A 22,769-nucleotide genomic window follows, 5' to 3' on the forward strand; every position below is an offset into this window, starting at 1 on the left:
AGCCCACCGTATGCCGCGTGCCTGAGCCCCGTCGCACCCCCCGGTGCGACGGGGCTGGGCCCCCGGTCTCGGCTCAGCCGTCGAGGTGGCGCTGGTAGGCCAGCAGGGCCTCGACGCGACGGAACCCGAGCTCGACGTTGACGCCGACCATGTGGGCGTTCTGCTCGGCGTTGCAGGTCTGCACCCGCTTCGCCTCGGGAGCCACCTCGGCCAGGCCCTGCAGGCCGCGCGCCTTGACCGCCATGCCGAGCCGGTGGCCCCGGTGGTCCTTGCGGACCAGGGTGCCCCACTGCATGACCTCGTCGGGGTCGTCGGCCGACACCACCAGGTCGTTGTAGGCCACGACCTCGCCCGAGGGTGCGATCGCCACGGTGTGCAGCATCGTGCGGCCCTGGGCCTGCAGCCGACCCAGCTCCTCGAGATAGGTCTCAGGGCTGAGCGCCTCCTCCTCGAAGTCGACCTCGCCGGTCGGGGCGTCGACGGCCAGCTGGTTCCAGCACTCGCAGTAGGACGCCTGCAGCTCCTCCGGGAGCGAGCCGCGGTGGAACTCGATGCGGTAGCCCTCGTGGTGCGCTGCCGCCCCGGCGGCGAGCTCGGTCAGCCGACCCGGGTCGAGCGGCAGGTCGAGGATGCGGCGGATCTCGGTGTTGGCGTAGGTGAAGCCGTGTCGCTCGGCGAACCGCGCATGGGGGTGGCCCTCGCGGGCGTCGTCGGGCACGTTGGTCTCGACGAGGACCGTCCGGCGTCCCTCTTCGCGGGTCCGCTCGATCATCCGCTCGATCAGGGCACCGCCGGCTCCCCGGTGGCGCAGCTCGGGATCGACGTCGAGCTCGGCCCAGGTGAACTGGGTGTTGTCGAGCAGCGGGAACCACAGCAGCGCGAGGCCCGCGACGCGACCGTCCACCAGCGCGACGATCGGCTCGAGACGCTCGACCGTGCTCTCCGACCGCAGCTGGACGGTCATCTCGCGCAGGGACCACGTCTTGCCCCACGGGCGCTGGTACTTCTTGGAGGCGTTGCTCGCCTCGTGGGCCGCCGCGACCTCCGCGTCGTCGTGGATGTCGAGCGGGCGGACGACGACGCCGTGCGCCACGTCGTCGCGCAGGGTCACGGGTGAGTCCGTCGTCGTCTCCATACCTCGAGTGTCCGACCTGGACTGGTCCCGCGACAACGGGTTTTAGCCAGCGGCGACGGGGTGGCCGTGGTGGGTGGCCCACTCGTGGTCGAGCACGGCCATCACGATCGAGTCGACCCACTCGCCGTCGAGGCGCAGCGCGTCGCGCCGGACCCCTTCGCGCACGAAGCCGCTGGCTTCGTCCGGCACGTCCGCAGTCCCGGCGCTGACGCAGCACCACGAGATCGCCGGTGAGGGTGGGCTTCTCGGCGAACGTGGTCGTGGCCTCGAAAGTCCTCTCGCTCACTCCGTCGCGCCCACGGGGACGCCGATGTCGTAGTCCCACCGTCCCGCCGACCGGCCGGCCTCTAGGACCCGGTCGAGCGCGCCGGGGTCCACGTCCGCCGGCACGTCGACGGCGACCAACCCGTGCTCGGTGCCCTGGGCCGCGCACCCGATGGCCTCCAGCTCGGCGACGACCTCCTCGAAGGTCGTCTCGGCGAACGGCACCACCCGGACCGTCCCGTGCCCGGACGCCAGCAGCACCGAGGTGACCCACCACCGGTCGTCGTCCTCGGTCTGGACCACCGACACGATGTCGTCCACGGCGATGCCGTTGGTGAAGACGGGCACGCCGACCACTGTGCAGGCACCGTCGTGGCGCAGCTCGACGTCGAGCTCCTCGCTGTCGAACGGCGGGTAGCCGTCCTCGTCCTGCTCGAGCGACACGTAGGCGTGCATGGGGACCTTTCCGGGTCAGGGGGCGAGGTAGGCGTGGACCAGGGCGACCGTCGCGGCGCCCTCACCGCTGGCGGAGGCGACCCGTTTCATCGAGCCGGCCCGGAGGTCCCCGGCCGCGAAGATGCCGGGCACCGTGGTCTCGAGGGCGGCGGGTGGGCGGCCGTCGGACCAGTGCTCCATCGGCACCTCCCGACCGGTGTAGACGAAGCCACGTTCGTCGCGGACGACCTCCGCGGGCAGCCAGTCGCCGCAGGGGTCGGCCCCGAGCAGCAGGAAGAGCCCGCCCGCGTCGAGCCGCTCGGAGCCGTCCGGTCCCCTGAGCTGGAGCCACTGGAGCGACGAGTCGCCTCCGCCACCGACGACCTGCGTGGTGGTCCGGACGCTGATCCGGGACGTCGAGGCGATCTCACGGATCAGGTAGTCGGACATGGTCGCCGCTAGGTCGGGGCGACGCACACAGAGGGTGACGCTCGCGGCATACCGGGCGAGGTAGACCGCCGCCTGTCCCGCGGAGTTGCCACCGCCGACGACGAAGGCGTCGCGCCCCTCCATCTCGCGGGCCGCGCTGGTCGCGGCGCCGTAGTAGACGCCGAGGCCGACCAGCTCTTCGAGCGAGTCGATGCCGAGCCGCCGGTAGGTCACGCCGGTGGCGACCAGCACGGCTCGCGCCTGCAGCTCACCACCCTCGGTGCGCACCACGTGGGGGTCGCCCGGCCCCACCCCGGGGACGATGCCCTCGGCGGCGACACCGGTGTAGATCCGCGCCCCGAACCGGGCCGCCTGGAAGCGCGCCCGCTGAGCCAGCCGCATGCCGGAGATGCCGCGGGGGAAGCCGAGGTAGTTGCGGATCATCGAGCTGGTGCCGGCCTGTCCCCCCACGGCGTCGGACTCGATGACGACGGTGTCGAGGCCCTCGGACGCGCCGTAGACCGCGGCGGCCAGGCCGGCCGGTCCGGAGCCGATGACGACGAGGTCGATCAGGTCGTCGGCGTCCATCGTCTGGGGCGAGCCGTAGACAGCGCGCGCCACCATGCGGGCGGTCGCGCCTTCGATGACCTGGTTGATCACCCCGGACGCCACGACGGGGAACGCCGGGGAAGCGCCGCTCTGCACCGACGGCAGCTCCGACAGCACCCGTCGGCCGACCTCGCTGTCAGGTGAGTAGACCCGGTGCGGGAGGCCCATCCGGTCGAGGAAGTCACGGATACGGGCGACCTCGGCCCGCGACCCACCCTCGATGATCTGCACGCCCTCGACCTCGGGGGTCGAGGCGGTCCAGCCCCAGTCGGAGAGGTACTCGGTGACGGCGGTGTGGAACTCCTCGTCGCGGGGTCCTTGCGGAATCAGCAGGTAGGTGTCGATCCGCCCGCGCCCCAACGCTTCCCGGAGCTTGGCCAGCGAGAGGTTGTAGTCGCCCCGGGTGGTGAGGCAGATCCTGCGGGCGGCCGGCAGCAGGGTGTGCAGCTCGTCGAGCAGGTCGAGCCCCACCTCCACACCCGGCAGGGTCCACCCAACCCCGAGCAACGCCACGGGCTGCTGGTCCTCGAGCGCTTGGCGCACCAGCTCGCGCCCACCGGCCGCGTCGTCGGCGCACAGGATGTCGTAATCCCTTGCGTAGCGCCCGAATTCACTGTCGACCACGGGGATGTGTTCGGCCGCGACGATGAGGACGATCGCCGGACGAACGCGAGCCGGGGTGGTCATGGCCTTCGCGTCACTGCTTGTCGCTGTCGATGAGCCACGAGTCGCCGTCCTGGACGAAGGTCAGCGTGTGGGTCTCGTCGCTCTTGTCGCCGTCCTTGGGCTTGAAGGTCAGCTCGACGACTGCCTTGTCGTTGGCCGAGTCGGCCTCGACGTTGCCGACGTCCACCGACTCGATGCTGTCCCAGAAGGTCTCGTACCCCTCGCGCCCGTCGGAGTCCTGCTGCATCTTCGGCGTCAGCTGGGCGAAGGTGTCGTCGCGCTTGTTCGCCTTCGTGACGTCGCGGTAGTAGGACTCGACGAACCGGGTCAGCCTCGCGTCGTCCTGGGCCGTGTCGGCGGTCGTGGTGGTCGTCGTGGTGGACGACGACGAGCTCGACGAGCTGCTCGACGACGACGTCTTCGAGGGGGTCTGCGTCTGCGTCTTGGTGGAGGTCACCGTGGTGGTCTGGCCGGGGGTCGGCCTGTTCGTGCCGAAGCCGTCGGTCAGCGCGTAGGCGATGCCGAGGGCGAGCAGCGCCAGCACGACGAGTGCCACGATCCAGGCGGTGGACCGCGAGCGCCCGTCGTCACGACGGTCGTCGTAGCGATCACGGCGTTCGTCGTAGGCCTGGTCCCGCGGGGGTGCAGGCGGGGGCGGCGGAGGTGTCTCGAGCCGCTGGGTGCTCTCGAGGGGTGTGCCGAGGACCTCGGTGGCGGCGGCAGCGGCCCCAGCCCCACCCAGCGCCGTCCCTGCCGGAAGCGCCATGGTGGCGTCGCCGTGGGCGATCCGGTCGAGCCGCTCGGAGGCGGTGGCCATGTCCCAGCGGCGCTCGGGGTCCTGGTCCATCATCGCCGCGATGGCGCCACCCATCGGTCCGGCCTTCTGCACGGGCCGCGCGTCGCCGCGCGCGATCGCCTGCAGGGTGGCCAGCGGGTTGGCCTGCGACTCGTAGGGCGGCTGCCCCTCGACGGCGTAGTAGAGCGTCGCCCCCAGGGCCCAGACGTCCGACGCGGGGGTCGGATTGCCGCCGCGGGCCAGCTCGGGCGAGAGGTAGCCGGGCGTGCCGGTCATGAACCCGGTCTGGGTCAGCTGGTCGTCGGCGTGGGCCCGGGCGATCCCGAAGTCGCTGATCTTCGGCGTGCCCGCCAGGTCGATGAGGATGTTGCCGGGCTTGATGTCGCGGTGCACGATGCCCCGCTCGTGGGCGGTCGCGAGCGCACTCGCCACCGCCGAGCCGATCTCAGCGACCCGGGTCGGGGGCAGGGCGCCGACGTCGCGGATCCGCTCGGCGAGGCTCTGCCCTTCGACGTACTCCATGACCAGCCAGTGCGAGTCGTTCTCGTCGACCACGTCGAAGACCCCGACGGCGTGCGGGTCGTTGAGCGACGCCGCGATCCGCGCTTCCCGCATGGCCCGCGCGGCCGCAGCCGGCTCGCCCGGCAGGGCACCGATCTGCTTCACGGCGACCTCTCGACCGAGCACCGTGTCGAGGCACAGCCACACCGTGCCCATCCCGCCGCTGCCGATGGGACGGACCACCTCGTAGCGTCCGGCGATGACCTGGGGCTGCACTGGGGTCCTTTCGATGGGGTCCGACGATCACCCTATTCGCCGCGGCTGTTCCTTGACACTCGGCGGGACCCCCGTGCCACGCTCCGGAGATGCGGCCGACCCTGTACGAGTTCGCCGGGGGCGACGAGGCGTTCCTCGCCCTCGCCCGTGCGCACCACGAGCGGTGCGTCGCCGACCCCCTCCTCAACCACCCGTTCAGCAAGGAAGACCTGAACCCGCACCACGTGGAGCGCCTGGCCGCCTACTGGGCCGAGGTGCTGGGTGGGCCGCCGCGCTTCTCCGAGCAGCTGAGCGACCACTCGTCGCTGCTCCGGCTGCACGCCGGCAACGGCCCCGGCATGCTGGAGCTCGGGCCCCGGTTCGTCGACTGCTTCGTGGCCGCCGCAGACGACGTGGGCCTGCCCGCCGACCCCGAGTTCCGCGCGGCCCTGCGGGCCTACATGGAGTGGGCGGTCGCCGACGTCAACGAGTTCCACGACGAGGGCGCCACCGTCCCCGACGGCTTCGGTATGCCGCGCTGGGACTGGGACGGGCTGGTCACCTCCGGCCGGTGATGACCCCACCCGCGCCCGTTGTTCGGAGGATCCGCCGTGCCTGGACCCGGTGGATCCTCCGAACAACGGCCGGGGGAGGTCAGGCGAGGGCGTCGACGACCTGGTCGGCGGCGGCATACGGGTCGGTCGTGCCGTCCACGACCGCGGCGGCGAGCTCCTCGACCCCGTTGCCGTGGCGCAGGTCGCCCATCTTGGCGCGCAGCGCCTGGAGGGCAATCGACTCGATCTCGTCGCCGGCCCGGCGGATCCGGCGCTCGCGCAGGGTGCCGGACTCCTCCATCCACGACGTGTGCTTCTCGATCGCCTCGATGACCTCGTCGATGCCCTGCCCCTGCTGCGCCACGGTCTTGATGACCGGTGGGCGCCAGAGCCCGGGTTCGGTGCGGTCGCCGAGCGAGATCATGTGGCGGATGTCGCGCACCGTGGCGTCGGCGCCGTCACGGTCGGCCTTGTTGACGACGAACACGTCGCCGATCTCGAGGATGCCCGCCTTGGCGGCCTGGATGCCGTCACCCATGCCCGGCGCCAGCAGGACGATCGTCGTGTCGGCCAGACCGGCCACCTCGACCTCCGACTGCCCGACTCCCACGGTCTCGACGAGGATCACGTCGCACCCGGCTGCGTCGAGCACCCGCAGGGCCTGCGGCGTCGTCCACGACAGGCCGCCGAGGTGTCCGCGGCTCGCCATCGAGCGGATGTAGACATCGGGGTCGAGGGCGTGGTCCTGCATCCGCACGCGGTCTCCGAGCAGCGCGCCGCCCGAGAAGGGTGACGACGGGTCGACCGCGAGGATGCCGATTCGCTTGCCCTGCTTGCGAAGAGCGCCGACGAGGGCATTCGTCGAGGTGGACTTGCCGACGCCGGGACTGCCGGTGATCCCGATGATGTGCGCCTGCCCGGAGTGGGGGGCGAGCGCTGCCATCACCTCGCGGAGGGCGGGATGGCCGTCCTCGACGAGGGAGATCAACCGCGCGACGGCGCGAGGCGACCCTGCCCTGGCCGACTCGACCAGGGCAGGGACGTCGACGGTGCGGGGAGCCAAGCGTCAGGCGCTGTCGGAGGAGGTCCGTGGGACGCGCACGATCAGCGCATCGCCCTGGCCGCCACCACCACAGAGGGCAGCCGCGCCGATCCCGCCGCCACGTCGTCCCAGCTCGAGCGCGAGGTGGAGGGCGATGCGGGCGCCGGACATGCCGATCGGGTGGCCGAGCGCGATCGCGCCACCGTTGACGTTGACCTTGTCGACGTCGATGCCGAGCTCCTTGGCGGAGGCCAGGCCGACGGCGGCGAACGCCTCGTTGATCTCGACGAGGTCGAGGTCGGCGGGCGTGATGCCCTCGCGCTCGCAGGCCTTGGCGATGGCGCGGGCGGGCTGCTGCTGGAGCGTCGAGTCCGGTCCGGCGACGACGCCGTGGGCGCCGATCTCGGCGATCCAGGTGAGCCCGAGCTCCTCCGCCTTCGCCTTGCTCATGACCACGACCGCGGCGGCACCGTCGCTGATCTGGCTCGCCGAGCCGGCCGTGATGGTGCCGTCCTTGGAGAAGGCCGGACGCAGCTTGCCGAGCGTCTCGGTGGTCGTGTCGGCGCGGATGCCCTCGTCGGTCTTGAACTCGAGCGGGTCACCCTTGCGCTGCGGGATGGAGACCGCGACGACCTCGTCGTCGAAGAGGCCGTCCTTCCAGGCGCGCGCGGCGAGCTGGTGGCTGCGGGCGCTGAACTCGTCCTGCTGCTCGCGGGTGAACGCCTGGTCGCCGGTGTTGGCCTGCTCGGTGAGCAGCCCCATGGCCTGGTCGGTGAACGCGTCCCAGAGGCCGTCGAAGGCCATGTGGTCGCGCATCGTGACGTCGCCGTACTTGAAGCCCTCACGGGACTTCTCGAGCAGGTGGGGCGCGTTGGTCATCGACTCCTGGCCACCGGCTACCACGACGTCGAACTCGCCGGCGCGGATCAGCTGGTCGGCCATCGCGATGGCGTTGATGCCCGAGAGGCAGACCTTGTTGATGGTCAGCGCGGGGACGGTCATCGGGATGCCGGCCTTGGCGGCGGCCTGGCGCGCGGGGATCTGACCCGCGCCGGCCTGCAGCACCTGGCCCATGATCACGTAGTCGACCTGGTCGGGGCTGACCCCGGCCTTCTCGAGGGCGCCCTTGATGGCGAAGCCGCCGAGGTCTGCGCCCGAGAAGTCCTTGAGCGAGCCGAGCAGGCGGCCCATGGGCGTGCGGGCACCCGCGACGATGACGGAAACGGGACGGTCAGACATGGTTGGAGGCCTCCAGCGCCATTGGGGATTACCTCCGTTCACTCTAATGCGGCGGGCCGCGCCCGGGTCCGCCCGGGCTGGTGGTGCTGACCACACTCGGGTATGCCGCGTGGTGGCCTCCCAGCCCACCCTGCCTGCGCTCGTGGGGCCTTGCGCGCCGGCACGCGGGCGGCCCTGGCTCGGGCCGCGGCCAGGCTGTCGTCGGCATACCCGAGCCCTGCGCAGCATGGCGAATCCGGTTGCGCGACAGCCGAATCGGTTGGTCGACAGGGGTTGACCAGTTGCCCCTCCGTCACCTAGACTTCGAACACACGTTCGAATGAATTGGGAAGCGACCCGGGGGGGTGATGGCTGTGGGAGGCGTGGTCAGGGCTGAGCGACTGGTGACGGCAGCACCGGCGGCGATCATCTTCGGTTCCGGGGTGGTCACCGCTGCCCTGGTGCGCGACGTCGACCCCGACACCCTGGCCGCAGCGGTGTGCTCGCTCTCGAAGTCCGACGTCGCAGGCCTGGACCGGGTCGAGGCGGAGGCCTACGTCATCGCCTGCGAGCGCGTCACGGCCGCCATCGAGGCGCGCCAGTCGCTCGCCATGGACACCATGGCCAGCCGCGTCGAGGACGACCACTTCCGACGACTCGAGGAGTCAGACCTGCCGGTGGGGGCCGCCGGGATCGACACCCACGGGCTGGTGGCCTCAACCCTGTCCCCCGCCCTGCACTGCGCGACCCGCACGGTGCAGCGGCGACTGGTCGCTGCCCGGTGGCTGGCCTGCGAGTTCGGCGCCACGTTCGACGCCGCCTGGGACGGCGACCTCGAGCGTCGCCGCACCGAGGTCGTGGTCGAGGCTGGTCTGTCAGTGCCGGCAGAGCTGCGCGGCGCCTTCGAGGCCCTGGTGCTGGAGTCCTCGGTCGACGAGGTCACCGGCGAGTACGTCGTGGTGTCCGACCGGGTCCGCGAGCTGTCGCGGTCCGAGCTGACGAGCCGGGCGACCAAGATCGCCCGCGAGCTCGACCCGAGCAGCGAGGAGACCTCCGAGGCCAGGGCCCGGGACGCCCGCCGGGTCGTCATCCAGCCCGACCGCGGCAACCCGGGCATGGCTCGTTGGGTGGTGACGCTCCCCGCCGACGCGAGCCAGCAGATGGCTGCGGCCGTCGACGCGCTTGCCGGGCAGTACGCGCGGGCCAACCCCGGCACCCCGATCGACGCCGCACGGGCGGATGCGCTGACCGACTTGGTGCTCTCCAGCGCCGAGGTGTCGACGGTGGTCGAGCTTCTGGTGCCGGCCCTCCCGACCGCGGCAGTGCTGGTCGCGGCGGAGTCCGGCGAGGAGGCGGCACCTTCGGACGTGGCGGCGACCTCGGATGAGGCGGTGACCTCGACCGGCACGGCAACCGCGGACGAGGTTCCTGGCGCCGAGCAGGGTCAGGGCGTCCGCTGGGTCATCCCCGGAGTCGTCGACGACCCCCGGCACGGCGCACTCGCTCCCGAGTCCGTCGCCCGACTCCTGAGCGACCCCGACGTCACGCTGCGGCTCACCCGTCTCGACCCTGACGGGTCGATCGTGCAGGACCCGACCAGCTACCGACCGAGCGCCTCGGTCAGGCGTCGGGTCAGGTCGAGGGATGGTGGGTGCCGCTTCCCCGGGTGCCACACGCCGGCGCGCAACACCGACCTCGACCACGTCATCGCGTTCCCCAACGGTCCCACCGACCCGGCCAACCTGGTCTGCCTGTGCCGCACCCACCACGGGTTCAAGCACCACGGTGGGTGGACCCTGGGCCTGGCCGGTGACGGCACGGCCACCTGGCGCGCGCCCGACGGCCGCAGCTGGGTCACCGAACCACGGCCGCACGGCATCCGCGAGGACCTGCGCCTCACTGACCGGCTGGACCCCGACCGGCTGCACGACCTGCGTCGGGGCTGGTTGCCGGGGCTGCCGGTGGGCATGACGCCGGCCGACCTCCTCCACGCCGAGCGCTGTCTCCCCGACGACCCGCCCGAGAGCCCGACGACGCCCTCGGCGCCGGCGGACTGGGCTCGCCTCGACCACGCCAACTCTGACTTCGTCGCCGCTGACCACGCCGAAAAGGCTGACACCAGCCCAGACCGTGCGCCTGCGCCGTCGGCACTGAGTGATCCGGCGAGCTGGCCATCAGCCCTCGAACGTCACCTCGAACGCCAGCTGGCCCTCGCCGCCTGACGTCACGCTGTCGGCGCCCGGTGTCAGTCTGTCCACCGTCCGACGTCAGTCGGTGTAGACGTCGGTGACCCGCTGGCCGTCCGGCGTGATGATGGAGACGGTGATCCGCAGTGGTCCGGCCAGCGGGATGAACGCCTCGTAGGGCGGCGGCGGGTTGAGTCCGCGGCGCAGCCGGTTGCGCACGACGACGATCTCCGTCGTCCGGGGGAAGCCATCGCCGGCCAGCGGGATCTCGTCGAGCGGGAACGACCCGCTGAGGGTCCGCGGCCGCAGGGCCGGACCGATCGGCGGCCGGAAGGGTTCGCGAGGCAGGAACGGACCACCGGGCCGGACCCCTTCGCCCGGGACTCGTCCGGGCGACCGTGCGGGTGCGCCGGGTCCGGCCGGCAGGGCTCCGGGGTCGAGCGGGCCGGGCACGACCCGCCGAGGTACACCGGGGCCGATGGGCGCGATGGGCGCGGGGTTGATGGGCATCGGGAGCGGGGCGAGCAGCCGCTGCTGGGCGACGATCTCCATCACGTAGGGCGGCCGGCGGCGATAGCTCGCGTCGGTGATGATGCCCACGTGGACGCCTCGCCCGACGATCGCGAACACGTCGACGATCGAGACCGTCACATCCGGGGGTGGGGGCACCCAGCCGGGCACGGTCAGCTCGCGGACGACCTCTCGGCCGAAGGGGTCCACCAGCCGCACGCGGACGTCCACCGGGTCGGCGGCGACCGGTCGGGTGAACCACAGCGCCAACGGTGAGCGGCCGGTCACCCTGGTCCCCTGCTCGAGCACCGGCGTGGTCGCAGCGGCCGCGGGGGCGCTCGTGAGCGGGGTCGTCGGCACCGCCTGCAGCTCGACCGACGCGATCGGCTGGGCGCCCGCGTCGCCGTCGATTCGGTGGACGCCAGCCGGCAGCACTCGAGGTGGTGCCGTCGTGGCGGTCCGCACGACCACGCCGCGGTGGTCACCGCCCCAGACGTCGGCGGCGAGCGGTTCGAGCTCGGGAGGTCCGGGTGGCACGAGCAGCCCGACCACGTCGGAGGCCGCAGACGGCAGCCCGCGCTCGCCCTTCTGCGGGACGACGTCGACGGGCACCGCGACGGCGCGCAGCAGCCACTGGTCCCACCGGCCTGGCAGGCTGCCGGTCCAGGTCGCGGAGTAGATCGGCTGGCCCAGCACCGGGTCGACCTCGGTCGGCAGCGGGACCGTGGTCACGACCGCGTCGGCGAAGGCCGGTCCCATCGTCGAGACCTCCCTGGCCGCCTCCTCGGAGGTGGTGCGGTAGATCCGGAAGCGTTGCACCGCAATGGAGCTCGCGGCATACAGAGCGATGGTGACGGTGCCGTCGACGGCGATGGACGGTCGCGTCACCGGGGGCGCGGGGCGGCGCAGCCGCGGTGCCATGACGGCTTGGAAGTGCTCGTGCGGAGTGCCACTCGACGGCCAAGGGCTCTCGATGCCGGTCTTCGTCATCGTGGTGACGATGAAGAGGTGGATGTCGTTGGACCCCTTCGGCAGCGTGACGTCGTGCGAGCGCACCGCCCCGTCGACCTCGACCAGCCGACGGAACGACGCGCGGCGCTGCGTGGGGGTCATCGCGTCGTACGCGGTCCGCAGGTCGACGAGCCGCTGGCCCGGCAGGGTCGAGTCGGGTGGGCGCGCGGGCAGCCCGGCCCGCTGGCGCAGCGACGTCTCGTTGACCTCCCAGATGATGCAGGTGCGCACGTCGGCACCGCCGGGCAGGGACCACGCAACGCGCACGTGGCTGCATCCTTGCGCGTCGACGGTGCTCCCGAGCGGCACGCCGGGCAGCGGTGGCGGCGGCAGCGGGAGGACGGGCACGGGGCTGGCAGCGCTGGTGCGCGCGGGGTTCGGGTCCACCGGCGACCACCGGGTCGGGCTCGACCCGACGAGCAGGTGCCGCCGCGCCCACACCTGCACGCCCCACCGGGAGGTGCTCCCGAAGTCGAGGGACGGGACGGCTGCCACCACGGCATACCGGCGTCCGCCGTCGCCCTGGCCCGGTCCGGGGGTGACCGCCTCGGTGCCGTCGGCGCTGAGGGGTTGCACCGTGCACCCACTCGGCACTGGCGTGTCCCCGGCGAAGGTGAAGCCGAGGTCGCGACGGAAGCAGCCGACCGGGGTCGGAGCGGCCGGCGACATCCCGAACGGCGGCACGTCGGTCGCCGCCGCCATGGGGAAGTACATCGCGACGATGTCGACCTGGGTGGGTGTGCGCTCGAGCCACTCGACGGCCACCTCGGCCTTGAGGGTGCCCGGGCAGCTGGGGCTCCCGGCGTAGTGGGTGTCGAGGGCGACCGAGATGAGGCGGGTCGGCTGCGGCGCCGGTTCGGTGCCGTCCCACGGCACGTCCTGCCACGGCGACCACATGCCGTGCACATCGCTCACCGCCACCGCGTAGCCGACGTGCCGCCCGCCGCTGCCGATCACGATCTCCTGGCCACCGTCGACGAGCGCCACCCGGTTGAAGCCGGTGTTGCCCTCGGAGCCGTCCGGGCTGATGAGCAGGGGTCGGTCTCCCCCGGCGTCGCGCTTGGGCAGCAGCGACTGGGCCGGGCTGGCATTCCCCAGCTCGTAGCGCGCGAGCGCCGACTCGGTGACCGGCGACGCGGCGGCGTTCTTGGGCACCCGGTCCCAGGTGAGCCGGATCGACTCGCGCCAGGGCGCGTCGGCGGTGATCGGGCCGACCAGACCGGCCCGCTCGGACAGCAGCGCGGTCGGCGTCGGCACCACGAGGTGCGGGTCCGGGGCCGGGGCGTAGGCCGCGAACTCGGCACCTCCGCGGTCCGGCGGGGCGAGCCGCGAGTACTTGCCGGTGACCAGGAAGTCACAGTGACCCACCGAGACCTGGAGGTCGTCGAGCCGCTCCATCGTGTACGACGCCCCGAACCCGGTGGCGAGGTTGAGGAACGGGTCACTCAGCGCGGGGAGCATGAGCATCGGCCACGGTCCGGTGTCGGCCTGGGTCGTCATCGACGAGTACTTCCCGTCCTGCTGCGGCGGGTCGACGGTGCGTGGGCTGGTGACGGCGAACTGCTGGTACTCGCGCACCGACAGGTCGTACATCGGTGGGAGCTCGGGGAACAGGTCGCGACGGACCTCCTCGACGAGGAGCTTGGGGTCGGGCGCGGCCCACGGCGGGGCGATCCGGCCGGCCTGGGTGACCGGCCCCCAGCCGATCGGCGGCCCGCCACGCAGGAGCCGGTGCACGGCGGCGTCGACCGGCGACATCGGGGTCGCGACCGGCCCCTGGTCGCTGGTGTCGTACTCGAACCCTGCCCCGGGCTGGTCGACGGGTAGGCCGACGACCTCGAGCGGCGTCCAGCTCGGGTCGTCGACGATGTCGGCCAGCGGCTGGATCGCCACGCTGATGTCGGTGCCGTTCCAGACCTTGGCGTAGGTCGCGCCCGAGGTGCGGACCGTGATGCTGAGCGGGTCGGCGTTGACGGGTTGGACCGACCCGGCCGCAACCGCGTAGTCCGCGTCCTCACCGGTGCGGAAGAGGTAGACCGCCACAGGTGACGACGGGTCCAGGGGCCGGCAGGTGACCCGCACGCAGCCGGCCTCGACCGGTCCCCACGTGACGAACGGGATGCTGTCGCCGGAGACCGAGATCCGCGCGCGCTTGGGTGCGTCCTTCGGGCTGCGCGTCCAGACCGTGAAGGGGCCACGCGGCACCCCGAGCGCCGGTCCGCACGCCCAGCTGAGGTGGATGTCGAGCGAGCGCAGCTTGAGCTGGCGGTCGTCGAACTCGGGAGCGAGGGCAGCGCGCGGGGCGACGTGGGTCAGGGCGTGTGTCCCGAACGCGCCCGAGTCGGCCACACCGAGGTCGAGGTCGAGGTCGAACTGTCGTGCCAGCTCCCGCTGGCGCGCGGCGAGGGTGGCCCAGGGCAGCCGGACGGCCTTGGCGCGGAACCGCGACGAGTCTGACCTGCGTGCCATCAGAGCTCCTCCTCCCAGGGTGCGCGCTGCAGCGGGACGTCCACGGCCACAGCCCGGGACTCGGCGCTGCCCGCGAGGGCGTCCGCGGCGACGACGAGGTCGAGGGCGGCGCGGGTGCCGCGGGCTCCGGGGGCGAGGAGGACGACGGCGCGCCCCAGGCCGGGCCCACGGATGATGCGGGTGATCCCGGCGGCGGGGAGCGAACCGGCCGGTGCGGGTGCCGTGCTGGGCTTGAGCGACAGCCAGTCGGTCATCCGCGCGGCCCACCAGTGGTGCGTCGGGTCGACGGAGTCGATCGGGCCCTGCACCTGCGTGGGCATCAGCCGCGACCGCCACAACGTCTCGCTGCACTCGACGACCAGCGCGAGCGGTGCGGGCGTGGCGTCGGTCGACCACAGCACCTGCACCATCGGCGCCACGGGCGTCTGGGGTGTGGTGAGCCCGGCGGCCTGGAAGGCCGTGTCGAGCTGGTCACCGGTGGGTGCGTCCGGCAGCGCCGTGAGTGGTCCGATCGCCGGCACCACGGTATGCCGCCAGCGCGCCTCCCGGAGCAGGTTCGCCAGCTGCGCGACGGTGCCGAAGGCGCTGGTGGTGAAGCCGATCCGGTGGACCAGGCCGCGGGCGCTGGCCGGTGATCCCTTCGGCACGGCGTGGACGTCGATGAGGTAGTCGGTGAGCGGCTCGAGGTCGTAGGGCAGCTCGAGCACGTCGTGCCGCACCCGCTCGCCGCTGATGTCGATGCACCGCTGGCCCTCGCCAAGGACCTCGAGGACGGCCTCCTCCCAGGGCGTCGAGACGGCCAGGCCCTTGAGCTTCTTGAGGTGGATGCCGTCCGCCTCCAGCGGGATCGTGAAGCCGGTGCCGGGGGCCCCGCCACCGGGAGGCGCGGGGTGCTTGCCGGAGGCCGACAGGACGATGACCCGCAGCTCCTTGTCGTAGGCGTCGAAGAGGGCCGCGACGTTCTGCGTGGCGAGGGCGATCCGGATCGGCTCGGCACACAGGACGCCGACGTCGTCCATGCCGGGCGCGGACGCGAGCAGCCACGGCGAGAGGTCCTTCGGCGACTCGTCGGCCCCGTCAGCGGTGAACCGGTAGCTGTCGGTGTGCCCGCCGTCCCACGACGGCGCGGAGGTCGGCTGGGTGTCCTGCTTGACCGAGGCGGCGCGCCAGTTGACGGCCACCGTGTAGGCCCGACCCGGGACGAGCAGCGCGTGGTCGTCGGGGTCCTGGGTGAGGGCGGTGGAGATGGCCTCCTGCTCGCTGGTGACGACCGAGGTGTCCCACGACCAGCGGGTGGCCTCGCTGGTGAGGATGCCCGTCATGGCGACGAGGTAGAACGCCGGCGGCTGCTGGTCCTTCGGGAAACGCGTTGCGTCCCAACCGATCTCGACCGTCGCCACACCTTGGACGTCGCGCGAGTGCACGAGCAGCAGGGTGTGCGGCCAGGTCGCCCGGGAGGCGACGCGCGCCGCGACCTGGCCGGCGCGGCATACCGGGTCGAACCACGGGCCGTCGCCGTCGACCCACGCGGCCGGCAGAGGGTTGTCACTGTCGAGGCGGTCGTCGCTGTCGAGCGCACGCTGGTCGAGGACGGTGCCCTTCTCGTCGAGCCAGCGCACCACGAGGCGTTGCATGAAGACTTCCTCGGGCACGAGCAGCAGCATGGTCAGGTCGCCCGCACCGCCGTCCGGGCGCACGCGCAGGGTGTCGCGCAGGTCGCTGGGGGTGAACTTGAGGCGGTCCCAGGCGCGCTTGACGCGGTCCATGTCCTCCTCGGTGCCCATCGGTGCGGGCTGGTCGGAGTCGCGCACCGGCGAGCGGAGGATGCGACCCTCGCAGCCGAGCCCGGTCGTCGCCGCCGCGGGGGTCACGGCGAGGGTCGCGCTGGCCGCGGTCGCCGCCGGGTTGAGCTGCGGGTCCCAGCCCTGCGCTAGCCGCACGGCCTGCACGTCGCCGAGGCTGGCACCGGCGGCGAGCGCCTGTGCGACCTCGCCCAGCGCGCTGTCGTCGTTGCCCGTCGCCCGGGTCGACCAGTCCGAGCCCGCGGTCGCGACCCACGCCTTGAGGGGGTTGGGGACGTCGCGGCCACGACGGGGCTTGCAGCAGCGCACCGAGTCGCCGACGACCACGGCGGGTGTGGTGCCCTGGAGGATGTCGATGGCCGGGTCGCCGGAGCGCCACGCCTCGGTGACGTCGCACTCGCCGTGGACCGGCCGGGTGCGCAGGGTGTCGGGCGGGTCAGGCCACGGGATGCCGTCGAGGTCCCACCCGACGCTGCTCGGACCGGGCGGCTTGCCGTCGAACGTCCAGAGCACCGGCGCGGGTGGGGCGGCCGGGTTGCAGACCGTCCCCCACCGGTCGGTGACGCTGGTGGTGAGCGCCTCGCCGTAGGGCAGCGCACGGCTGAACGGCGTGGGCAGCCAGTTGAGGAGGGCGAGCGCGGGGCCGGACGACGGGTCGGCGGGTGAGGTCTGCTTCCACCACGAGCTCGGGGTCTTGCCGGCCGGGGGTGCGGGCTGGAGGTCGCCGGTGAGCGTGACAGAGGTGATCTCGTAGGTCCACCAGCGGTCGCCGAGTCGCACCCACGGCCGGGCGCCGCTGTTGCCGAGCGGGGTGCCCCCCATGACCTGACCGCCGACGTTGGGGGCGGTGTTGAACAGCACGACCGGGATGGCGTCCAGCGGCACCGAGGGGGGTGTGCCGCTGACGCCGGTCCGCAAGGCGTCGGCGAGCTTGCCGTCGATGGCGCGCTCGGCCCCGGTGCCCTCGACGAGGGCGGGCGAGCGCGACACCAGGCTGACGCCGGCGACGAGGGGCGGTGGGGTGAGCGTCTCCGAGGGCTGGGTGCCGATCGTGAGCGAGACACAGCCCTTGACGGAGAAGAAGAAGAAGTCGACCTCGCCACAGACCTCACCGTGGACGTAGGTGATGTCGGGGCTGCTCGGGGTGGTGCGACCGACGAGGACGTCCAGCTCGGCGCTGGCCCCGATGCTGATGATGAACAGCCGCAGCTCGCCGCGCACGTAGATCTTGCCGGCCAGGAAGAACGGGTCGAAGCCGAGGATCGCGTCGAAGCCACCGGCCACCTCGAGGTAGAGCCCGATGCTCTTGCTGCCCATGAGCACGCAGCTGATGTGGAAGCCGGTGGCGATGGCCATGCCACCCGTGACCGGCGGGAGCACCGGGATGCTGATCCCGTTGCCGTGCACCATGAGGTAGCCGCTGCCCTTGATGACGTCGAGCACCTCGATGGTGACCCGGTCGTCGTAGGACCCGAGGTCGACCAGCCAGTTCTGGGGGTTGCGGGTGTCGAAGAACGCCGTGACCGGCACCCGGATCTTCAGCAGCTTCTGGATCTCGTATGCCGCGACGATGCCGAGCGTGATCGTGCCCCGGCCGAAGTCGATGTCGAGGACGGCGAGGAAGGTGGCGCTCTGGCTGGCGTCCTTGAGCACCGGCGGCAGCTTGAGGACGTCGGCCTTCATCACCAGCAGCAGCCGTGGCCCCGGCACCTCGATGAGGATGATGCCCTTGAGGTGCACCACGAAGCCGCCGTCGACGGTGCCGAGCAGCATGCCCGCCGCGAACGCGTAGGAGCCGGCCGTGTGGGTCCACCCGTCGGGGTGCATGACGTGGCCGCGCTGGAGCTGCGCCTGGAGCCAGTCGAGCGAGGGGACGGGCCTCGTGGCGTAAGGGGACTCGTCACGCGCGTAGTTGATGCCGACGCCGCCGAGGAAGCCGTAGATCCCCAGCCCCGAGTTGCCCAGCAGCAGCGGCACGGGCAGCTCGACCTCGGCGCCGATGAGCACGCCGGTGACACCGTTCTTGGTCTCGACCGCGAGCACCGCACTGGCGCGCAGATTGATCGGCGTGACGGTGAGGTCGAAGTAGCCCTTGAACCCGAACGGCGTGAACTCCAGCGACCCCTTGCCGTGCAGCACCCCCGGCACCTCGAGCGAGGCGGCCAGCTTGGTCAGGGTGATCTCGAACGGCCCGTCGAGCCGGGCCCTGACGCGGACCGTGTCGACGGTGACGATGCCGAGGTCGAGCCCGAGGCCGACCTCGACCTCCATGTAGGTGGGGTTGTCGCGGCTGACCCGGAAGCCCAGCACCCGCAGCAGCTCGTCGAGCGGCGGGCTGGCGCTGAGGGCACCGGCGGGTATGTCGAGGGTGTAGCCCTTGCTGGGGTCGAAGACCGGGATCGGCAGGTAGTCGATGTGGCCGGGGTGGGCTGGGTCGGGGGCGGTGTTCCACGACGACCGCACGCCGATCGCCTTGTAGCGCGTGGTGACCGGGTGCGCCGGGTTCACCTTGACGATGCCGAGGTCGAAGGTGAACGTGACCTCGATGTCGAGCAGCACGCTGACCGTGGTGCCGCGCGGGTCGACGGTGGCCGAGCCGTCGGAGGCGATGATGCCCTGGCTGACGACGAGCTCGCCGCCGCGCAGGATCAGCTTCTGGGTGTTGATCAGGCTGCTCGCGCCCAGGGCGATGCTGCCGATCGAGACGAGCGCCCCGGCGGCGGGTGACAGCTCGGCCGCAGCGGAGCTGAGCGGCGCGAGGACGCTGAGCGCGCCCAAGACGTTGAGGGCGTTGGGGTTGGAGTGCGCCAGGTCCATCTGGGCGAGTCCGTCGAGGTCGGCCTCGGCCGCGCGGAACTCGGCACTGACCAACCACGACTCGCGGTCCTCGGCGATCCGGAGCCGGACGAGGAAGTTGCAGATCCCGTCGGACGGGTTGCGGGGGCCGTTGCGCAGCGCGGGTTGGGAGTGCTGGCGCAGGGCGGTCTCGGCGGCCGTCTCGATGTCGAACTCGCCGTAGACCTCCGCCCGGATGAAGGTGCTGCGGAGCAGCTCGACCCGGACCCCGAGCTTGCGGAAGCAGTCAGGGCGACCACCGGTCGGCGGCGTACGGTCCACCTCGCGGGCCGGTGGCCGCACGACTCGCTCCACCCGGGCGGTGATGGTCTCCTGGCCGTTGCCGGCCGTGGTGGCGCGAGCCCGCCACCAGGCGCCGCTGCCGGCGGCTGGTGGCGGGGTGGTTCCCTCCGCCGAAGTCGTCTGGGCCTTGGCCTGGGTGAAGCCATCCGCTGCACCGGCCGTGACGTTGGTGAACCCCTTGTGCAGCAACAGCTCGACGAGCACGTCACGGCGTCGCTCGCTGAGCAGCCGGTTGTAGGTCGCGTCGCTCGCGGAGTCGTGCTGCGGCCCCTCCCACGAGGCGTACCCCTTGACGGTCAGCGCGGTGGCCGCGCCGATCTCGGTGACGACCTGCGCGGTGATCGCGTCGAGCAGGGCACCTCCGGTGGGCGCGGCGCCCTGGGCCGGTGCGCGGGCGGTGCCGACGTTGTCGGAGTTGGTGGCGAAGAGGTGCACCGGGGTGGCGGGGCGCCCACAGACGGCGCAGTTGTTGGGGGCGCCGGTGCTGGTGTTGAAGGGATCCGGCTTGGCGAACCGGAAGAACGCGTCGACCGCCTGCGGCTGGGTGGGCGGCAGGGTGGCCGTGACGTCGACCCGCGCGCCGGCAGCCACCGGCACGTCGGCCTGCACCGATGGGCCGGCCCCTCCACCGGCCCAGGTCCAGTTGGCGGCCACCGGTGGGTCGGTCGTCAGCTTCACGTGGGTGGCGGTCTCCGACACCCTGCGTATGCCGTGCGGCCGGCTGTTCGTCGGCGTGACCGTGACCGTCGACGAGCCCGAGCCGGCGCCTGTGGGCGCGCTGCGGCGGACCACGGTGAAGGTGCGGGTGGTCGGCGAGCCCGTGCCGGGGGTAGCCGTGACCGTGATGCTGAGGTTGCCGCTGGAGGGGACGGTGAGCTCGACCCGGTCGTCGGCGGTGACGACGCCGTCGACGCTGATGCTGATGGTGATCGGGGCCAGCCCCCCGGCCGTGTCGACGAAGAGGGTCGCGTGCTCCGGCAGCTCGGCGGCGCCGGTGCCGGGGTCACCGATCCACTCCCCTGACGCCGTCCGGAAGCTGACCGTGATGACCGGCGCCGCGCCGCGGTTGACCACCTCGGCCTCGAAGATGCCGGTGACGCCCGCGTGCACGCCGAGACCGATCCAGAGGCTGCGCACGCCGGCGCTGACGGCGAGGCCGGTCAGCCCGGTCGGGGCGACGAAGAGCCGTGCCTCGGGGAGGTAGAAGCCCTGCCAGTCGGCGGGCATCGAGCGGGCCTCGGCCGGGACGGCAGGGACGTTGGGGCCGGCCGTGCCGGACAGGTCGAGGACAGCGGTGCGGAAGGCGAAGCCGACGACGTCGGAGGGGCCGACGAGCGCGTAGGGCGGGTTCATCGAGATGAACTCGTAGATGTGGTCGACCGGGGTGCCACCGGTCTCGGCCGACAGCAGCTCGACGCCGACGGACTGGCCGGCGAGCTGCTTGGCGCGGATCCGCAGTGACGGCAGCGTGAACGTGACGGGGAGGCCGTTGGCCCGCAGCTGCCCTTGGCCGTCGAGCTCGGCGCCGCGCAGGAACGGCAGCCGCACCAGCACGATCGGCACCCGCAGGGTGACCCGCCAGCCGCCGTCACCGACCCCGCCGGTCTGGTGCAGGCCGAGCTCGACGCTGACGCTCGGGTCGGGGAACTCGATCGGGGTGGTCGAGGTGGTGCCGCCGTTGCCGAAGCCACCCGAGCCCGGGTCGAGGGTGATCGGGGTCGGCCAGGTGCCGGTGGCCGTGTAGACGTGCCAGGTGCCGTCGTCGTCGGTCTGCAGGCCGTCGTCGGTGCCGGTCAGGCCCTGCAGGAGGGGTCGCACTTGGTCGAGGGCACCGGAGTTCCGCGCGCTCGAGGGAACGTCGTCCCACAGCGTCACAGCACACCTCCCCGGGGGCGGCGCGAACCTCAGGAGGACGGCACACGGGTGCCGCCCGGTGCGAAGCTGGCTGCGGGTCCCCTCGTAGCCACTCCAAGCGAATGCAAGCCAGTGGTGCTCCCTGCAGGTAACCAGTGGCGAGACTCGACGGTCAACGACCTGTCACAGAACCGCCATCCCCCACGACGCAAACCTCGACATTCACGGCACCGAGCCTTCCCCGCCAGCGGGTGTCGAAAATCGTCAACGCCCAACGGTCTTCACGGCCGGCGCCCGACATGTGCCGTTGTGTCCCGATAACGCCCGTCGGCCTTTCGTCCCGGTCCTCTCACCTTTTTGGTGGACTTTCGGTGTCCCACCGCGGGGTGACGCGTGGCCTCGTTCGGCGTAGCTACCCTTCACGCATGCGCAACCCCAGCCACCAGAACGACGACGCCCGGACCCTCTCAGAGGTCGAGCGCGCGGAGCTCATCCAGCTGCTCCGCGGTGGCTCCTGGCGCGTCCTCGGCGGCGTCTCGCACGGCTGAGCGGCTACGAGAGGGCGTTCCCGACGATCACTCGGTCACGGACCGACCGGAGTATCGTGATCGGATCGCGCGGTGGAGCAAGAACCATCCCTTCTTGACCTCGGTGATAGCGATCTCTTCGGCCACCGTGGTGTGGGTGGTCGCGGCTCTGAGGGACCGCACCAGCGCTGCAGGGAGCGAGGGGCTGACCGGATTTCTGGTGGTGCTGCTGTTGGCCTACCTAGGGTGCGTGCTGGTCCTTGCCGCTGCCCACCACCGCATCCGACACAGGGGCGTCGGACATGCCTCGGAGCACCCCGGCATGGCGGGCTTGGTCACCGTGGGCGTAGGAACGGGTGCCCTGGGCTACGCCGATGGCGGCGGGATGTCCGGTGCGGTCCTACCGGGCGCTGCCGGCATGGCCGTCTGGTGGGTCCTCTACGTCGTCGTGCGCAGCCAGATCGGCAGCAGGAGCCTCACGCCGGAGCACTGGAGACAGGCCATGCCACCAGGGGTCGACCAGTTGGCGACCACCGTGCCGTCCAGCTCGTCAACGGATGCCATCTCGGAGGGCCAGCTTTCCGAGCCACCCGGACCGGACCCCGAGCCGGCTCCGAAGCCCGTGGGAAGCCGCATTGCTGCCGTCGTTGGGGCTGGACTCCTAGCCCTGGGCGTTGCGATCGCCAAGCACCTGGAATCATGGGTGGCCGTACCTATCGTGCTCATCGGCGCGATCGCCATCCCGCTCGTGGTCACCTGGCTCGACCAGCGGGCGAGACCTCCCGAATCGCTGGAGGCAGCCGGGCAGACCGTTGCCTCTGAGGATGGGTGGCCGCCAACTCGTCGCCACCACGGCGCCCCTCCCACGAGACACTTTCCGGGCTCGGACCAGGGGGGAGGTCAAGCGCCGCTTCAGCTATCCATACGACCCAGAGGGCCGCGCTGGTGGGGTGGCATCCTTCTTGCCCTGTCGCTCCTCATGGTCGCGATGGCCATCGGGGAATCGAGGTCGACGCTGGACACCTTCGCGCCCGTCGCGCTCGGCCTCGGCGGCGTCCTGCTCGCATGGGTGGCCGCGCTTCAGTTTCGGGTGGGGCTGGTGGCAAACCAGAGCGGTGTCATCATCACCAACACCTTCCGGGAGGTGATCATCCCTTGGTCTCACCTCGAGTCCATCGAGTTCGAGGGATTGCCCGCCAACGGGTTCGGTCTGGACTTCCACAAACTCGTCTTCGTGACACGTGAGGGCCGGCGGTTACCAGCAGAGTCACCCACCGGTGCCATCGACCCTGGGACCTATCTCGTCGATGTCCGTCACGCACTGACAACGATGCTGGATGGCCATCGGCAGCGTCAATGATGAGGTCC

At 71.9% G+C, this 22,769-nt stretch carries 13 protein-coding genes; 4 read left to right on the forward strand and 9 right to left on the reverse strand.

Features of this window, described 5'->3' with window-relative positions; genetic code table 11:
• Positions 1 to 73: 73 nt before the first annotated feature.
• The 5 genes from ASG91_RS11375 to ASG91_RS11390 all read right to left on the reverse strand — a co-directional run bounded on the left by ASG91_RS11375 (position 74) and on the right by ASG91_RS11390 (position 5,111).
• Entirely contained in the window at positions 74 to 1,135 is a 1,062-nt protein-coding gene (locus ASG91_RS11375; protein ID WP_082594108.1) for a GNAT family N-acetyltransferase, read from the reverse strand.
• A gap of 42 nt (positions 1,136 to 1,177) precedes the next feature.
• Complete coding sequence (locus tag ASG91_RS20215; RefSeq protein WP_200961289.1) at positions 1,178 to 1,324, reverse strand: hypothetical protein; 147 nt, start codon at positions 1,322 to 1,324, stop codon at positions 1,178 to 1,180.
• Positions 1,325 to 1,417: 93 nt separating this feature from the next.
• Positions 1,418 to 1,855, reverse strand: coding sequence for a DUF4265 domain-containing protein (locus tag ASG91_RS11380; RefSeq protein ID WP_056922774.1), 438 nt, complete (start codon positions 1,853 to 1,855; stop codon positions 1,418 to 1,420).
• A gap of 15 nt (positions 1,856 to 1,870) precedes the next feature.
• Positions 1,871 to 3,559 carry an FAD-dependent oxidoreductase gene (locus ASG91_RS11385; RefSeq protein WP_056922775.1) on the reverse strand — a complete coding sequence of 563 codons (1,689 nt, stop codon included), beginning with the start codon at positions 3,557 to 3,559 and terminating at the stop codon, positions 1,871 to 1,873.
• Between the two features lie 10 nt (positions 3,560 to 3,569).
• A complete protein-coding gene (locus tag ASG91_RS11390) occupies positions 3,570 to 5,111 on the reverse strand; it encodes a serine/threonine-protein kinase (protein WP_056922776.1) in 1,542 nt (513 codons plus the stop codon).
• Positions 5,112 to 5,200: 89 nt separating this feature from the next.
• On the opposite strand from ASG91_RS11390, the gene ASG91_RS11395 reads away from it, so the two are divergent.
• On the forward strand, positions 5,201 to 5,665 hold the full coding sequence (locus tag ASG91_RS11395; RefSeq protein WP_056922777.1) for a group II truncated hemoglobin: 465 nt from the start codon (positions 5,201 to 5,203) through the stop codon (positions 5,663 to 5,665).
• A 79-nt stretch (positions 5,666 to 5,744) separates the two neighbouring features.
• Here ASG91_RS11395 and meaB read toward each other — a convergent pair whose 3' ends face one another.
• Both meaB and ASG91_RS11405 read right to left on the reverse strand, forming a co-directional pair.
• The gene (gene meaB / locus ASG91_RS11400; RefSeq protein WP_056922778.1) at positions 5,745 to 6,707 is read right to left on the reverse strand and encodes a methylmalonyl Co-A mutase-associated GTPase MeaB; all 963 of its coding nucleotides are present in this window, start codon (positions 6,705 to 6,707) and stop codon (positions 5,745 to 5,747) included.
• A 3-nt stretch (positions 6,708 to 6,710) separates the two neighbouring features.
• Positions 6,711 to 7,925: an acetyl-CoA C-acetyltransferase gene (locus ASG91_RS11405; protein ID WP_056922779.1), complete on the reverse strand. Its 1,215-nt coding sequence runs from the start codon at positions 7,923 to 7,925 to the stop codon at positions 6,711 to 6,713.
• Positions 7,926 to 8,308: 383 nt separating this feature from the next.
• Between ASG91_RS11405 and ASG91_RS11410 the strand changes: the two genes are divergently transcribed.
• On the forward strand, positions 8,309 to 10,126 hold the full coding sequence (locus ASG91_RS11410; protein ID WP_157606310.1) for an HNH endonuclease signature motif containing protein: 1,818 nt from the start codon (positions 8,309 to 8,311) through the stop codon (positions 10,124 to 10,126).
• 45 nt (positions 10,127 to 10,171) lie between these two features.
• Here ASG91_RS11410 and ASG91_RS11415 read toward each other — a convergent pair whose 3' ends face one another.
• Together ASG91_RS11415 and ASG91_RS11420 are read right to left on the reverse strand one after the other, a co-directional pair.
• Positions 10,172 to 14,080, reverse strand: a complete 3,909-nt coding sequence (locus tag ASG91_RS11415; protein WP_056922781.1) for a hypothetical protein — start codon at positions 14,078 to 14,080, stop codon at positions 10,172 to 10,174.
• Positions 14,080 to 20,838: a hypothetical protein gene (locus ASG91_RS11420; protein WP_157606311.1), complete on the reverse strand. Its 6,759-nt coding sequence runs from the start codon at positions 20,836 to 20,838 to the stop codon at positions 14,080 to 14,082. Before ASG91_RS11420 ends, ASG91_RS11415 begins: the two co-directional genes overlap by 1 nt.
• Before the next feature lie 461 nt (positions 20,839 to 21,299).
• On the opposite strand from ASG91_RS11420, the gene ASG91_RS21355 reads away from it, so the two are divergent.
• Together ASG91_RS21355 and ASG91_RS11425 are read left to right on the forward strand one after the other, a co-directional pair.
• On the forward strand, positions 21,300 to 21,422 hold the full coding sequence (locus ASG91_RS21355) for a hypothetical protein (protein WP_255358316.1): 123 nt from the start codon (positions 21,300 to 21,302) through the stop codon (positions 21,420 to 21,422).
• Between the two features lie 94 nt (positions 21,423 to 21,516).
• Positions 21,517 to 22,761, forward strand: a complete 1,245-nt coding sequence (locus tag ASG91_RS11425) for a hypothetical protein (protein WP_157606312.1) — start codon at positions 21,517 to 21,519, stop codon at positions 22,759 to 22,761.
• The last annotated feature ends 8 nt before the right edge of the window (positions 22,762 to 22,769 follow it).

It is taken from the genome of Phycicoccus sp. Soil802 (assembly GCF_001429605.1).
Taxonomy (GTDB): Bacteria; Actinomycetota; Actinomycetes; order Actinomycetales; family Dermatophilaceae; genus Pedococcus.